The organism is Spirillospora sp. CA-294931, assembly GCF_050946795.1.
GTDB lineage: Bacteria > Actinomycetota > Actinomycetes > Streptosporangiales > Streptosporangiaceae > Spirillospora.
Window position 1 is genome coordinate 8,630,712 of the sequence record NZ_CP192006.1, and the last position, 12,985, is coordinate 8,643,696.

Genomic DNA, 12,985 nt, shown 5'->3' on the forward strand with positions numbered 1-12,985 from the left:
CGTTATCGATTGGCTGGTCACCGGCGGCGGCGCCTTGCTTTGCGTCGCCGGGCGTAGGCGACCTTGGCGGCCTTGAGTGGGCCGGGTTGACCGCCTGGGCTGCAGAGGCGGCACCGGCGGCGGTGCACCCGCACGGCGCGGCGGCGAGTCTTTGGTTCGGGTGGTTCGGGTATCGCACCGATGGGGCGGGTCATGCCGTATGCCTCGTGGACGCGGCGGCGGTGGAGCGCCGTGGTGTAGGCGGTGAGGTGGTCGCGGGGCAGGAGGCGCTGGCGGCCGAGGGGCTCGGCCACCAGGAGTTCGTCGTCGTCCCATGCCCCGAGGCTCAGCGGCGGGTAGCAGGACGTTCCGGTTCGGTCGGCGCGGTCCAGGTGGGCGGGATCGACGCCTTCGGCCTCCCACTCGGCGCGGGTTCCGTGGGCCACGGGAGCCTCGACGACTGTGGACCATTCGACGTAGAGGTCGCGGCCCGGTTCGGGTTTGATCATGCACTTGGGCACTGGGTGTCCTAGTCGGTATCGATGGGGCGTGCGGTGTCGGGCTGCCATGCCAGGTCCTGGCTGCCGAAGGTGCCGCCAGCGAATCCGAACGGGCCGGCAGGCGGCTTGACCTCACCGGCTTCGCTGGCCTCGCGGGCCTGCCCGGGCTCGGCGGCCGGAGGCCGGAAGAGGTGGACGGACACCAGTTCCCGCCCGAAGAGGTAGAGCGTGACGGTCACTCGGCCACACCGCCGGACAGGGGCTCGGTGAGGGAGCTGGTGTCGAAGGCTCCATCCGCACCGTTGCCCTCCCAGGCGAATGGCGTGCCTTCGGCGCCAGCCGTCTGGGCGAGGCCGGTGGGGTGGCGGCCGCGGTAGTGGCCGGAGGGGTTCCAGTCGGCTTTCTCCGGTCCCGGCTCGTCGGAGCAGGAGCTCGGGTGCAGTGGGCGGGGGACGTCGCGGCGCTTCAGCTTCGCCATCCGCCCGTCTGGGTGATGCCAGACGATGCCCTCGTACGGGTGGCTGTGCAGCCAGACGGCCAGGCCGTCGTAGTCGAGCGGGACGTTGGCGAGTTCCTGGGAGCCGTGCTGGATCAGGACGTGGCGTTCCTGCCTTTCAGGGTTGCCGTTGATCTTGGGGCCGATCAGCTCGTACGTGCCGGGCGCCCAGTCGGGTGCGACCGCGAGGCCGGGGCCGGGCGTCGCGGGGTTGAGCGCCTCGGCGTGGTAGCGGGCGAAGGAGGACTGCTCGACGGGGACCCAGCCGGTGCGTTTGCCGGTCCGCTCGTCGACCTGGAGCAGTTCGAATCCGGGCGGCGGGGTCTTGCCGGGCTTGACCTCGCGGCGCGCCCACCACCGGCCGTCGGCGAATCCGATGCAGGTCCCGTCGTGCTTTCGGGTCGGGATTCCTTCGCCGTCGAATACCCAGGCGCAGTCGGGGTTGGGCTGGCGTGTGACGCGGCTTGGGTCGTTCTCCCAGTCGCGGACGAAGATCGTCGGCATCTTGCGCATGTGGTGCTCCGGTCTATTCGGTAGGCGACGGCAGTGGGCCGCCGGGGACGTCGATGGGTGTGACGCGGTAGCCCTCGGTCGCGAGCAGGTCGAGGAGCAGCCGACGCCGTGTGAGGACGATGTGAGGCCGTGCTCGCGGTGGTTCCATTCGTCGAGGACTTCGGCAATGGCGTGTTCGGGGCCGTGTAACTCGGCGAGTTCGGCCCGGGTCATCCTGTCCAGGTCCTGGCCGTCGAGCTCGATGTCGGCGGGGTTGCTGTGGGGCATCGGGTGGCCCCTTTCCGTGGGCAGGCCGGGCGCGGGCACCCGCGATGGGGCCGGGGTGACGGCTTGTTGTTGAGCGTCCGCCTGGCGCCTGCGGCCGATGGTTCGGTCGACTTCGGCGGTCTGCTCGGGGTCGCGCAATCCGAGCAGGGATCTCAGCCCGAAGGCGGGGTCGCAGTACGGGGCGGCGAGCGCCGCGCTGCTGACGGGCACACGGTCGAGCGCGCGGATCCGCGCGAGCGAAACGTCAGGGCCGCGCAAGAGCCGCTCGTAGGGGTCACGCCAGGCCGGTGACCACCCGTCAGGGTCTCGCGTTCTGGCCGCCGCAGGCGCGGCGGTGTAGCGGGTTGGGGCGGGTAGGTGGGCTGCTCGGACGGCGTGCAGCCACGCTTCCGCCGCGTCCCGGTCTGGCTCGTCCGGTAGTGGGGTGGTGAGGCCGTCGAAGTCCACACGGGCCTCCTCCAGAACGAACCGGGCGAGGTCCAGGTCGCCGTCGGCGACGCCTTCACCGAAGTTCCAGTACCAGTCGGGATTCGCGACAGCGATGTCCAGCGTGCCGTGGGCGTAGAGCTGCAGGCCCTGGTGGACGAGACGGGCCAGGTGCCTGGCGTGCTTAGCGGTCCGTTTGCGGGTGTCGGCCGAGAACGATCCGTCACCGCGGGCCTCGAGGCGGCGGAACTGGGAGATGGCGTAGCCGAGGTAGGCGTCGCGGACGCGTGGGGCGGACAGGAACGCGTCTCGGATGTCGATGAGGTGGTCGCCGAGCGCGGTGCGGGTCTCGTACAGGTGGTCGGGCAGCCACAGGAGTTCGATCACCGACGGGTTGGCGTTGAGGCACAGCCGCGCGTACTTGGCGGCCTCGTGCATGGTGACGTCCGGCTTGGTGGTGTGGGTGGTGGCGTCTCGGCCCGTCGGAGGATTGAGTCCGTGGAGGGAGATCGTGGGTGCGGCGTAGACGCCGAGGCGGTCGATGTCGGATCCGGGTCGTGCGAGACCGTAGGCGGTGGAGCCGACGATCCCCGAGAGCAGGACGTTCGCGGGTTCAGGCATGGTCTCTCTCCGCGCTTGTTTGGGGCGGGTCTTCGTTCGAGGCGTGGGCCTTTTTCGTGCGGACCTGGGCGAGGGCCTGGCGGAGTCGATTGAGGGTGACGCCGCGTTCAGCCCCCGGTGTGAAGAGCCGGAGCATGATCGCGGTGTCGGTCAGGTCGTGGATGGGCAGTGGATCGCCCGGTTCGACGAATGCGGCGTGGCCGTCGGCGACCTGCCACATCGCGGCCAGGTCCCCGTCGCCTTCGTCGGTGACGAGTTGGACGTCCATGCGCAGGAACGGCCACGCCGCGGCGATGGCGGTGAGGTCTTCCTGGACGTCCTCGCGCGTGGGCCATTTGCCGATGTTGTAGGTGGAGCAGCCGATGCGGCCGTCCCAGGCGCACCATCCGTGCGGGCCGACGATCGTCGGGGACATGATGCGGTGGTTGGCCAGGTGGTTCAGGTGCAGTACGCCGAGGCGCTCGAACACCTCGGCTGCGGCTTTCCAGTCCAGGCCGCCGTGCGGGTCGAGCGGGATGCCGTACTCGCGGGCAACCAATGCGGTCCAGGATCGGTCGTTGCTGACCAGGTAGCGGGGGTTGCTGCGGATGAGGATGTCGTTGGCCTGCGCCTCGGTCACCGGGTCGCCGGCGACAAGGAGACGCGGCCATTTGGTCAGGGCGGCCATCATCCCTGCCAGGAGCACAGGAGCCAGGCCGGTCGGGGCTGCGTGGGCGTGAGCCCCAGGGTCTGGAGTGCGGTGTCGAGCTGGGCGTCCCATCTGTTCTCGGTGGGCTGGCGCTGGAGCGCCGCCATGTCCATGGTTTGCGCGTGACCTTGAGCGGCGGTGATGGTGTGGGCGGTGAGGACGTAGATCGGGAATTCGCTCGAGCAGTAGGTCTCGAACGTCACGCCCAGGCGCTGTTGGGCTTCCTTCTTCCGTTCGTGGTAGCCAGCGGCACGCCAGTCGGTCTCGGTGAAGCCGACTGAGGCGAGCAGGCGACGCATTGCGACATCGACGAAGTCCCCAACTTCCTCGACGTCGTCCTGCTCGTCGTACCAGTCGAGGTGGAGAGCGCCGTACTCGCCGGTGGCTTCCTCGACGAGCCAGTCGATCTCGCCGCCGCCCAGGTTGTAGCCGTAGACGAGTTGAGCTGTGGCGGATATTCCCATGGCTGGGTCCTTTCAGGGGTTGGTGGTCAGGCGCTCGCCAGCGGCGATGGCGCGGAGGATGGGCGGGACGATCTCGGGGATGCGGGCCTGCTGTTCTGCGGAGAGGCCGATGCGGGCGAGGATGGCGCGGACGGCGTCGGCGATGAGCTGGCCCTGCTTCTCGGCGAGGCGGATCTCGCGGTCGGCGATGCCCATGTCGTGGGCGGTCTTGGCGTATTTGACGCACCGGTCGCGTTCGGCGGCTTCGAGTTGGGCGAGTGATCGGATGGCCTCGCCGGAGGCGTAGATGCCCTCGTCCTTGACTGCGGCGTAGGTGTGTCCGACGAGTCCGGTGCCTTCGCCGATCGGGCCCGCGCCTCGTGGGGATCGGTCGCGGCCGGCTTCGCGGTCGTCGTGGGCCTGGGCGACCTGGGCTTCCAGGAGGCGGGCGTAGACGTGGACGCGGGCCCACGTCATCTTCAGCATGCCGAGGACGGCGTCGGCGGGGTTGATGTCGGCGGTACCGCGCTCGGCGGACCATGCGGACCATGCGGCGTGGATCGCGGCGCCTTCGGCTTTGGCCTGCTCGAGCCGTTTGCCGACGTGGAGGCGGCAGGAGTCCAGGCCGACGATCGCGCGGCCATGGCATCGGCCGCCACCCCGGGCTTTCTTGCGCTGGTGGACGCACTCCCAGCGGTCATGCTCGTCACACCAGACCGCGCCGAACGGGTTGGTGCGTGTCGCTTCGATGACGCCTTCCTGGTTGGTCACCCCACCCTCCTGTCACCTTCTGAGATCGCTCGATCGCCGTGAGTGATGGGTTTAGGCGTGTGGATGCGCGCTGGGGCGTCTGCGTGTCCCTCCGGGGCGTCCAGGGACGGTGTGAGGCTGACGCCGCAGCGCAAACAGCGGCTGCCGCCGTCCGAGCGTTCGATGCCCAGCGCCGCGGTGAACTGGTCACGCTGATCGTCGGTGGCGCCGCTCACATGGCCTCCGGTAGGTCAAGGGCGGTTCGGATTTCAGCGATGACATCGCCTCGGTCGGGCCCGCCCCAGTCGGCATCGTGCAGCACCTTGTTGAGTCGCTCGCGCCATTGCTGCTCTGCGGCGTTGATCACGGGCATGGCGGCGAGGGCTGCATCGTCGGCCTCGCCGCCGGATATGGGGATGGAACGTCCGGCGTTGAGGTCGGCGAGGGCGTTCGGGCCTGGGGATATCCGGACGAGGCCGCGGATGGCGGCGGCGACCTGGTCGCGCAGGTCGGGTGAGATCATCCACGCACCACCTTGGGGCCGCCGGGGCCGATGGCGTCGCTCGACCGGTTCGCCCTGCTGCTCGGTGAGACAGCGAGGTGTGCTCGGGCTGTCGGGGGCGAACCGGTCGAGCACGGCGAGTGTGTCCTGAGCCTGCTCGATGGCGTTTACGCGGCAGGACGCGGCGATGGTCAACCTCTGGAGGCGGCGGACCTCCGCGATGGCGGCGAGGGCCTCATCCCGCTCCCGCTCAGCCTGCTCGGCCCGCTCCCGCATGGCGTCCGCGCGCATGACGTGCGCAATCGACTGCTTCTGGGCGGCGCCCACCTCGGCTTCTGCGCGTCGTGCTCTTGTCTCGGCCTCGGCCCGCCGGTCGAGTTCGGGCTGCACGACGGCCATCACGGCATCGGCAAGCTCGGGCAGGCCGATAGCGACCTCGGTCTGCCCTGGCGGGCCCTCGGGCATCGGGCGTTTCGGTGCGTCACGGACCGCTTCGTACAGCGCTTCGATGATCTGGTCACGCTGAAAACCAATGGCATCGTTCACGGACCCTCCTCACGCATGTCCACGACGATCGCGCCGCCCGGCTTCACACGCTCCATCTCGATCAGCGGGTCGACGTGGGTACGGTGCTCGGCCGCCAGCGGCGCCACGTCCCGCGTTTCGCCATGGTGCGCGACCGCTTCGGCGAGCCAGGCTTCGACCGCCTCGCGCGCGACGTCGCCGTCCTTCCACTCGGGCGGCGTGGTGATGTCGGCGAGGTCGGGGTGCTGTTCAAGTAGGCAGGGCGCGCATTCGTCGGCGGCGCGGACAAGTTCGTGAGTGAGCAGGGTCTCGCCGGTCATGAAACCAAGCAGGTCATACAAGACTTCGACGCCGCGCGGTGCCATGAGGATGCCGGTTGTGATGGTGAGGATGTCTCCGAGGTGGAACGGTCGCCGAGCCCGTACTGCGCCATGGTCGACCTCCTCGACGAGCCGGTACCCGGCACGGCGCTCGCGGCCGTCACGGGTCGTGGCGGTGGCGTGGAGCTGGCTAGCCTCGATGGCCCTGGGGCGGATCTCCCGCCCTTCCCGGTTGAGGGTGACGATGTCGACCTTGCCGTGACCGTACAGCGATCGGTCGCGCGGCGGCCTGATGACCCGGATCCGGGTGTGGGTCTCCTGGCCGTCCACGACGGCCGTGGGCTGGCACGACTCATAGATCTGACCGGCCTGGATCTGGTGGCTCATGCGTTCTGGTCTCCTCGCTCAGCCGTCGGTTCAGTTTTCTGCGGGCGCTGGCGGCGACGGCCGGTCTCTTCGCTCGTGAGGGCAAGCAGGATGCTGCGAGCCTTCGTCAGCGCCCTCCGGGCCTTGTCGAGCTCGGCGTCGAGCTCGGGCGACGCTGGAAGGCCGGTCTCCGGGGCGAGTTCTGCCGCGGAGTCGATCACCTCCACTGCTTGGATCAGGTCTTCGTCGAGGAATCGGCGTGCGGACGCCTGTCGTTCGCTCATCGGTTCGCTCCATCTGGAGTGATGTGGACCTCGGTCACCGGCATCTGCCAGTCGGGCTCCAGGCCGTGGCGGGCGAGCGCGGCCACGACCTCGGCGAGCACGCTGGCGCCGAACTGGCGGAGGTCGAGCGGTTCGCGCCGATCGCATGCGGTGAGTTCGGAGATGGTGACGATGCCCTCCCTTCGGAGCGCGTTGTGGGCGCGGGTCGACAGGCCGAGGTCATCGATAAGGGCGTCGCCGCAGGGTGGTGAGGTCCTCAGGGCCAAGCCGTGCGCGGCGAGTTTGGTCTCGATCTCTTCGAGCGTCCGCATTCCGGAGTTGCGGAAGTCGAGGATGTCCGTGGCGGTACAGGCGGTGAGGGCCCCGACCATGACGAGCCCTTGGCGGCGGAGCGTGTTCTGGACCTTTGAGGAGAACTCGAACACCTCGATCGAATCGCTTCGGTGGATAGCGGCGTTGGTCATCGCTCGGCGCCCGTCTTCACCGGCTCGCCGAGGTCGTAGAGCCGGTCCATGTACTTGCGGTGTTCGTCCAGGTAGATCCGGGCGAATGGCTCCGTTTCAGCGTTGTCCAGGGCAAGTTTGTGGACCGTGCGGGTGAACTCGCTGCACACCTTCAGGGCCTTGCGTTGGGTGTGGATGGTCTTCGACAGCAGGGTGAGCCAGAGCAGCGCCAGGAGCAGGCAGAAGGTGCCGAGAACGAAAGTGATCATGTGGTTTCTCCGTTCGAGTCGTTGCGGGTGGGAGTCATGGCGTTTCCGTGCAGGTGACGCCGTCGGCGAGCTGGTGGTGGAGTTCGACCAGGCGGGCCGCGGCGTGGGCATCGCGGCGGCGTAGCGCCGCCCTGGCCAGGAGAGGGCCAGCAGTCCCGGCACAGGTAGTGCCCGGGCAGCCTCGGGGCCCTGCACGCCGGGCACGCGCGGCCGGTTGACCTGCGGGCCAGCTCAGGCATGAGCGGCGCCACAGGCCATGGTGGGGACGTCCAGGACAGCCCAGTTGCCTCGCGCGGCACCGTCGCAGTCCAGGCCCCTCACCTGAACGTGCCCGTGGCTCATCGCGACTCTGCGGGTGTAGGCGCGGTGCAGGTGTCCGTGGATCAGGTGGCTGGGCTGTACCTGGTCGACGACGTCCTGTAGCAGCGCGCGGTGCGCCTGGCTGCGTTCCACATCCCGCTGCGCCCACACTGACGGCGGTGGCCCGAAGTGATGCTCGACACCGGCCGGGCAGTCATGGGTGATCATGACGTCGGCCACACCGTCGTTGACGACGGCCTGGGCCTGGTCCCGGGTGATCTCCTCCCCGGGCCACCAGGTCCGACCCTCGACCCGAAGCGCCCGGTCCAGCGACACCGCACCCCCGAGCGCAAGCCAGGTCCGGCCGCCCCACACCCATCGCCGACCACGGGGCAAATGGAAGATCCGCTCGGTGACCTCACCCAGCCCGTCCCGGACCGGCAGCGCGGCGAGACGGTGGTGGTCGTCGTGGTTGCCGTCGACGAAGAGGATGACGCCGTTCACGCGGGCAAGCTCGCGGGTCAGCTTGTGCAGGTACCGGTCACCGTTCGTGCCGGGCCACACCCCAAAGTCACCAGCGTGCAGCACCATCCGAGGCGACTCGTCCGGCAGCAGCCCCGGCAAGTTCCGGATGACCCGCAGGGCCCATCCGGTGTTGCCGTGCCAGTCTCCGGCGACCAACACTCGTCCCGGTTCGTTCGGGCGGTCAAGGCCGAGCATGTGCATCTCCTTCGCATGGGGTTCACGGCTCGCATGGGGTGGGCCCGATCGTCGGCCGGACCGGCCCTGGTCACGAGCACTGCGGTACGTCATTGCGTTGTTTGGGTGTCGGTGGGTTGTTCTGCGAGGTGGGCGGCGTGGATGAGGATTTGGTCGTGGGTGGCGGTGGGGCCGAGGTCAGTTCGGGCGTGGGCGGTGAGTTGGTTGGCGTAGTCGGGGTCGAGGGCGAGGAGGCGGATTTGGGCGGAGCGGGTGTCGTGGCGGGGTGCGGTGCCGGTTGTGGGTGTGGTGGCGGGTGTGGGCGGGGTGTGGATGGTGCTCGTGCGTGCGCGGTCTGAGGGTTGGTCTCCTGGATCAGCTATCTCCTGGGAAAGGTTCTTGGGTTCCCTGGGATGTTCGGGGGGCTGCCCCCCGAAGTCGTGGGGGGCGCCCCCCTTTCTGGAATGGGGGGTGTCCCCTGAACTGGGGGTGGCGGGGGCGGTGTGAGAAGTGGGGGCGTCCCCCGAATGGATTGGGGGGTGTCCCCCTTTCTCGTTGTCCACAGGTGCCTGCTGGCTTTCTGGGGATGAGGGTGTGGATATCTGCCTGGTGATGGCGCGGCCGGGCCGGTCTCGCCGTGAGGTCTGGAGTGCGGCGGTGGCTGCCGCCCAGTCGGGGGCGGGCGTCAGGACGAGCTGGTAGGTCGGTGTACGGCCACGTCCTTGCTGGCCTTCGACCGCCAGGACGCCAGCCGCCAGGAGCGCGTCGAGGTAGCGGCGAGCGTCCTTGGTGTCGCAGCGGGCAGCTCGCGCGAGCGACGCGAGCTTGATCGGCCGGTGGTCCCCTGCGAACCGGAGACGCCCGGTGGCGTCCGCTGCGGCACCGACGACATAGAGCATCGTCAGGACACCTCCGCACAGGTCACGGGGCAGCTCAGGCGCCCATCGCCACACCACGGCGTTGCGGTAGTCGTTGGGTAGGGCGCCGCCGCGCCGTTCTTGGTCTTGGTCACCGATCACCCCTCGCGTGTCCCCTCATCACAAGCTGCGGCGGTCCGCGGCTGCGTGTGCGTGTGGCTGGAGCCGGGCTCACCCCGGCGTGGCGTTGGGAGGGTCGGTGTCATCGCGGGCCGGGGACGGGACGGCCACGCGTCGTGCCTGGTCCGTGTCGCGCGTGGCGGCCTGGTCCAGATGGGAGGCGCGGCGTTCGTCGGAGGCGATCGCGCGTGCGTCGTTGGGCGCCGATGCCGCTCCCTCGTCGGCTGCGTACCGGTCGACGGGCTCGTAGGTGTCGAACGCGGGGCAGGAGGGCCGGCCGCAGTAGCAGCGCAGCGGCGCGCAGGCTCCGGGAGGCGGCTCCAGGACGCCCGCGATCTTGGACGGCGTGTGGGCGGCGCAGCGGGGCCCCTGGATGTACAGCTGTGTTGGGACCGCTCCACAGGTGCGGGCCTGAGCGCCGATGAAGTGGACGCAGCCCGATTGCGATCTCGTCATGCCCATGACTCGCGGTCTCTCAGCAGGTCACCGGTCGCGTGGGGGATCCGCTCGAGCAGATCGGTCAGGTGTGTCAGGCGCACCACTGCGTGACCGTCGGCATAGTGCACCGGCAGTTCATCGATCAGAGCGGCCAGCACATCGCGCGCGTCAACGAACACGGCAGCCTCGACCGGCGGGCGGGCCGACCCCGGGCAGCGGCCGCCGCCCGGGGCACCCACGTGGGAGTAGAGCAACCCCGTCTTGGTGACGGTCCGGTCCGTGTCACAGACAGTGCACGTCCCTCGGCGCCCGGAGGCCCGTATCGCGTTCGCGCCGCCAGCGTGGGCGTTCACCGGCGCCTCCGGTTGCGGCGGGGTCTACGGCGGGCGCTCTTGGTCCAGCCCCGGCCACGGAGCCGGTCCGGCCTCGGTTTGCCGCCCTTCGCCTTGCAGCAGCGACATCCCAGCACCGGGCCGATGTGGCCGCACCGGCCACACGCTCGCGGGACGCGCGGCACCGTCCCGATGACCTCCGCCCGCCGCGTCACCGCTCCTCCAGCCCGACCGCCGCGCGCGTCAGCACGCCCTGGACCTGCTGCCAGATTGCCGACGCGGCCTCGTTCGGCGAGTCGAACGGCCAGCCCGCGTGCACCGCGCTCCAGACACAGTCCCTCAGCACCGCACGGGTTGGTGCGGTACGGACCTCACGCGGGAACCGGCGGATCTGGCGCGCCAGCTCGTGCAGGTCCTCCGACTGCCGGTCTCCGGCACCTGCCGTGAACGGGCCGACTAGCAGGTCCACGGCGGCCAGCACTGCGTCCTGCAAGATCGCGATTTGCGCCCGCGCGGCCGCGTCCGACGGCGCTGCCGGAAAGTCCGCCACGACCTGCTCAGGGTCGAGGTGGGTCCCGGCGGCGACGGACCGCTCCGCGAGCCGTCTCGCCGAAGTGATCACTCTGCTGTAGGCCGGGAGATCCCCGAATGCCGTCCGGCCGGGCAGCCACGAAAATACGCATGCCAGGTCGTTCGTTTCTCCCTTGTTCACCGCACGAGACCCTTAGCTCGAGCGGCGGCCAGCCAAGCCGGGAACTCCGCCATCAGCGGGTCGTAGAGCTCCGCGAGCGGTGTAGCTCCCGGGTCGGCGCCCGCCTCGAAGAATCCCGCGTTGTCCAGCAGACGGCGCTGGGGAACCTCCAGGGTGTCCAGGCGCTTGAGGAAGGCGAACGCGTCGTCGCCGAACCCGATGAACTGCCAGAACATCGGCAGCGCCGACGCCTCGCACAGTGCCTGCTCGGCGGCGGCCTCAGAGTCGGGGCGGCCGTCGGTCTGGAAGATCACGAACGCTGGGACCGAAGCCCTCGACTGCCGGTAATGGCCGATGACCTTGTGCATCGCCGCCGCATAGTTCGTCGTGCCCATCCAGCCGCGGGCTTCATGCTCGCTGCGGATCCGGCCCTGGTAGGAGGTGAGGGCGACCTCGAACGGCGCATGCGCGAAGGAGTCGAAGAACACGACCGGGACGGCGCCGTCGTCGTCGAAGTGCGCCGCCAAGCCCAGAGCCTGTTCGGCGAGGCGCTGGACCGACCCGTCGTCGTAGTAGCGCCGCATCGACATGGACCTGTCGAGCACCAGGTACACGGCGGCTCGGGCCCCGCCAAGGCGGTTCTTGGCGAGCGACGCGCCGGCCGACTTGTAGAGGTCAACCAAGCCGGGCGCGGCCTCCTGGATCTTCTCCAGCGAGATCGCGGGGAAAGCGGGCGTCTGCGAAGCGGAATTGGTCAATGGGACTCTTTTGGTGGTGTTGGGGTCGGGGTGTGTGGCTGGCCGAAGATGGGTTCCTGCTCGCCCTCGGTCGCGGCTGGGAGCAGGCCGCGTGCGGACGGCGCGGTAGGACCCCGGCCCGGCCCGGTTGCGGCGTCCCGGGAGCCCGCCGGACTCGACGCGGCCGCGCGGAGCTGGATGAGACCAGTCGTCCGCGCGGAGTTGCGCCGCCAGAGGCCGCAGACGCCGTTTCTCCTCTGGGTCCAGGGGTGTGAGGCGCTCGGGGTGGCCGGGCAGGCCGTCCGGAGCGGTAGACGCGGGGAGGGCCCGGCGCCCGCCGGGGTGGCTGATGAGACTGGAGGCGGCGGCGACCACGATCAGGGCGGCCGAGGCCAGGCAGAGCAGTCCGACGGCGGCGAGTACGTGCAGGACGACGTCAAGCATCCGGGTGCCGCCCGTCCTGAATCAGACGGATCGCCGCGCCAAGGGACAGGGTCGCGTGAGCTTGACGAATCCAGCTTCCGTAGACGCTCGTGATGCGGTAGGTGCCTGTCTGGCGGGTGTGCCAGGTCGCTGTGACTCTGTACGGGGGGTCGTCAGCCTCAGCACCCGGCCACCCGACCTTGACCGTGACGAACCAGGCGCCGCCACTGTCCTGGTTGTGGTCGACACGGAACGTCCGACGGTGAATCAAGGCGGCGTCCATCAGCCGCCGCATCCCCGCAGGCGGAGCGAAGGTCGGTGCGTCCGGGACCCCGGCCGCCGGCGGGCACCGGCCGTTCACGACTGCTCCCTTCGGAACGCCTCGAGGAGGTGGTCGTCCGGGTCACCCGGCAGCCAGAGCTGCGCCTCGGCCATCTCGTCCCACGACTCGTGGAGCGGCGGCCAGTTCGTGCCCGGTCGGAGCGCCTCCGGGTCGAGGCGTCCCTGGGCGATGGCGAGGCGGACAGCGACGCTGCGGTCGCCGAAAGCGGCGAGCCACCCGGCGCATGCGAGATCCGCACCCGTGCCGGGCTGCCCCTTGTGGCAGCCGAACAGGATCGCGCCGAGCGGCGCGGATCCTCCGTTGCCGTCATCGATCGAGGCACGGAGTTCGTCCCAGCGTTCGGCCGGGAACTTCGAGCACGGGTTGTGGATGTTGTCAGCCCGGACAGGACACTCGTCGCACGGGTAGAGGCGGCGCGGCATAGCGCTCACGGCTGCCGCCTGCCAGCCTGGGCCCGTGGCCGCGCACGCCCCCAGGTCGGCCTTCTCCTGCTTGCCGTCCAGCGCCGACCTGCGCCACACCCTCCCAGCACATCCTCGGCGGCGACACGTCGGCAGCAGACCCGCGCCAGCTTGCGCGTGCTGCGCCGCTGT

At 69.8% G+C, this 12,985-nt stretch carries 17 protein-coding genes; all 17 read right to left on the reverse strand.

Annotated features, from left to right (window positions below):
* Positions 1-17: 17 nt before the first annotated feature.
* On the reverse strand, positions 18-500 hold the full coding sequence (locus ACQPY4_RS39300) for a hypothetical protein (protein ID WP_433330044.1): 483 nt from the start codon (positions 498-500) through the stop codon (positions 18-20).
* A gap of 8 nt (positions 501-508) precedes the next feature.
* Positions 509-718 carry a hypothetical protein gene (locus ACQPY4_RS39305; RefSeq protein WP_433330046.1) on the reverse strand — a complete coding sequence of 70 codons (210 nt, stop codon included), beginning with the start codon at positions 716-718 and terminating at the stop codon, positions 509-511.
* A complete protein-coding gene (locus tag ACQPY4_RS39310) occupies positions 715-2,802 on the reverse strand; it encodes an RNA ligase 1 family protein (protein WP_433330047.1) in 2,088 nt (695 codons plus the stop codon). Before ACQPY4_RS39310 ends, ACQPY4_RS39305 begins: the two co-directional genes overlap by 4 nt.
* The gene (locus ACQPY4_RS39315) at positions 2,795-3,487 is read right to left on the reverse strand and encodes a hypothetical protein (protein WP_433330048.1); all 693 of its coding nucleotides are present in this window, start codon (positions 3,485-3,487) and stop codon (positions 2,795-2,797) included. Before ACQPY4_RS39315 ends, ACQPY4_RS39310 begins: the two co-directional genes overlap by 8 nt.
* Positions 3,469-3,954 carry a hypothetical protein gene (locus tag ACQPY4_RS39320; RefSeq protein WP_433330049.1) on the reverse strand — a complete coding sequence of 162 codons (486 nt, stop codon included), beginning with the start codon at positions 3,952-3,954 and terminating at the stop codon, positions 3,469-3,471. The genes ACQPY4_RS39315 and ACQPY4_RS39320 overlap by 19 nt, the downstream gene beginning before the upstream one ends.
* 12 nt (positions 3,955-3,966) lie before the next feature.
* A complete protein-coding gene (locus ACQPY4_RS39325) occupies positions 3,967-4,704 on the reverse strand; it encodes a hypothetical protein (RefSeq protein WP_433330051.1) in 738 nt (245 codons plus the stop codon).
* A 211-nt stretch (positions 4,705-4,915) separates the two neighbouring features.
* On the reverse strand, positions 4,916-5,731 hold the full coding sequence (locus ACQPY4_RS39330; RefSeq protein ID WP_433330053.1) for a hypothetical protein: 816 nt from the start codon (positions 5,729-5,731) through the stop codon (positions 4,916-4,918).
* Positions 5,728-6,417, reverse strand: coding sequence for a hypothetical protein (locus ACQPY4_RS39335; protein ID WP_433330055.1), 690 nt, complete (start codon positions 6,415-6,417; stop codon positions 5,728-5,730). Before ACQPY4_RS39335 ends, ACQPY4_RS39330 begins: the two co-directional genes overlap by 4 nt.
* Complete coding sequence (locus ACQPY4_RS39340) at positions 6,414-6,680, reverse strand: hypothetical protein (protein ID WP_433330057.1); 267 nt, start codon at positions 6,678-6,680, stop codon at positions 6,414-6,416. The genes ACQPY4_RS39335 and ACQPY4_RS39340 overlap by 4 nt, the downstream gene beginning before the upstream one ends.
* Positions 6,677-7,144: a DNA-directed RNA polymerase subunit alpha C-terminal domain-containing protein gene (locus ACQPY4_RS39345; RefSeq protein ID WP_433330059.1), complete on the reverse strand. Its 468-nt coding sequence runs from the start codon at positions 7,142-7,144 to the stop codon at positions 6,677-6,679. The genes ACQPY4_RS39340 and ACQPY4_RS39345 overlap by 4 nt, the downstream gene beginning before the upstream one ends.
* Positions 7,141-7,392, reverse strand: a complete 252-nt coding sequence (locus tag ACQPY4_RS39350; protein WP_433330061.1) for a hypothetical protein — start codon at positions 7,390-7,392, stop codon at positions 7,141-7,143. Before ACQPY4_RS39350 ends, ACQPY4_RS39345 begins: the two co-directional genes overlap by 4 nt.
* Positions 7,393-7,623: 231 nt before the next feature.
* Positions 7,624-8,412 carry a metallophosphoesterase family protein gene (locus ACQPY4_RS39355; protein WP_433330063.1) on the reverse strand — a complete coding sequence of 263 codons (789 nt, stop codon included), beginning with the start codon at positions 8,410-8,412 and terminating at the stop codon, positions 7,624-7,626.
* 1,067 nt (positions 8,413-9,479) lie between these two features.
* Positions 9,480-9,884: a hypothetical protein gene (locus tag ACQPY4_RS39360; RefSeq protein WP_433330067.1), complete on the reverse strand. Its 405-nt coding sequence runs from the start codon at positions 9,882-9,884 to the stop codon at positions 9,480-9,482.
* Complete coding sequence (locus ACQPY4_RS39365) at positions 9,881-10,045, reverse strand: hypothetical protein (protein WP_433330069.1); 165 nt, start codon at positions 10,043-10,045, stop codon at positions 9,881-9,883. Before ACQPY4_RS39365 ends, ACQPY4_RS39360 begins: the two co-directional genes overlap by 4 nt.
* A 364-nt stretch (positions 10,046-10,409) precedes the next feature.
* A complete protein-coding gene (locus tag ACQPY4_RS39370; protein ID WP_433330071.1) occupies positions 10,410-10,910 on the reverse strand; it encodes a hypothetical protein in 501 nt (166 codons plus the stop codon).
* Positions 10,907-11,647 carry a VWA domain-containing protein gene (locus tag ACQPY4_RS39375; protein ID WP_433330073.1) on the reverse strand — a complete coding sequence of 247 codons (741 nt, stop codon included), beginning with the start codon at positions 11,645-11,647 and terminating at the stop codon, positions 10,907-10,909. The genes ACQPY4_RS39370 and ACQPY4_RS39375 overlap by 4 nt, the downstream gene beginning before the upstream one ends.
* A 759-nt stretch (positions 11,648-12,406) precedes the next feature.
* Positions 12,407-12,913 carry a DUF6283 family protein gene (locus ACQPY4_RS39380; RefSeq protein ID WP_433330075.1) on the reverse strand — a complete coding sequence of 169 codons (507 nt, stop codon included), beginning with the start codon at positions 12,911-12,913 and terminating at the stop codon, positions 12,407-12,409.
* Between the last annotated feature and the right edge of the window lie 72 nt (positions 12,914-12,985).

Excerpts from the sequence above, each read along its gene's own strand:
- ACQPY4_RS39310 (WP_433330047.1), bottom strand. The coding sequence starts at position 2,802 with ATGCCTGAACCCGCGAACGTCCTGCTCTCGGGGATCGTCGGCTCCACC.
- ACQPY4_RS39320 (WP_433330049.1), bottom strand. The coding sequence starts at position 3,954 with ATGGGAATATCCGCCACAGCTCAACTCGTCTACGGCTACAACCTGGGC.
- ACQPY4_RS39335 (WP_433330055.1), bottom strand. The coding sequence starts at position 6,417 with ATGAGCCACCAGATCCAGGCCGGTCAGATCTATGAGTCGTGCCAGCCC.
- ACQPY4_RS39340 (WP_433330057.1), bottom strand. The coding sequence starts at position 6,680 with ATGAGCGAACGACAGGCGTCCGCACGCCGATTCCTCGACGAAGACCTG.
- ACQPY4_RS39345 (WP_433330059.1), bottom strand. The coding sequence starts at position 7,144 with ATGACCAACGCCGCTATCCACCGAAGCGATTCGATCGAGGTGTTCGAG.
- ACQPY4_RS39350 (WP_433330061.1), bottom strand. The coding sequence starts at position 7,392 with ATGATCACTTTCGTTCTCGGCACCTTCTGCCTGCTCCTGGCGCTGCTC.
- ACQPY4_RS39355 (WP_433330063.1), bottom strand. The coding sequence starts at position 8,412 with ATGCTCGGCCTTGACCGCCCGAACGAACCGGGACGAGTGTTGGTCGCC.
- ACQPY4_RS39360 (WP_433330067.1), bottom strand. The coding sequence starts at position 9,884 with ATGACGAGATCGCAATCGGGCTGCGTCCACTTCATCGGCGCTCAGGCC.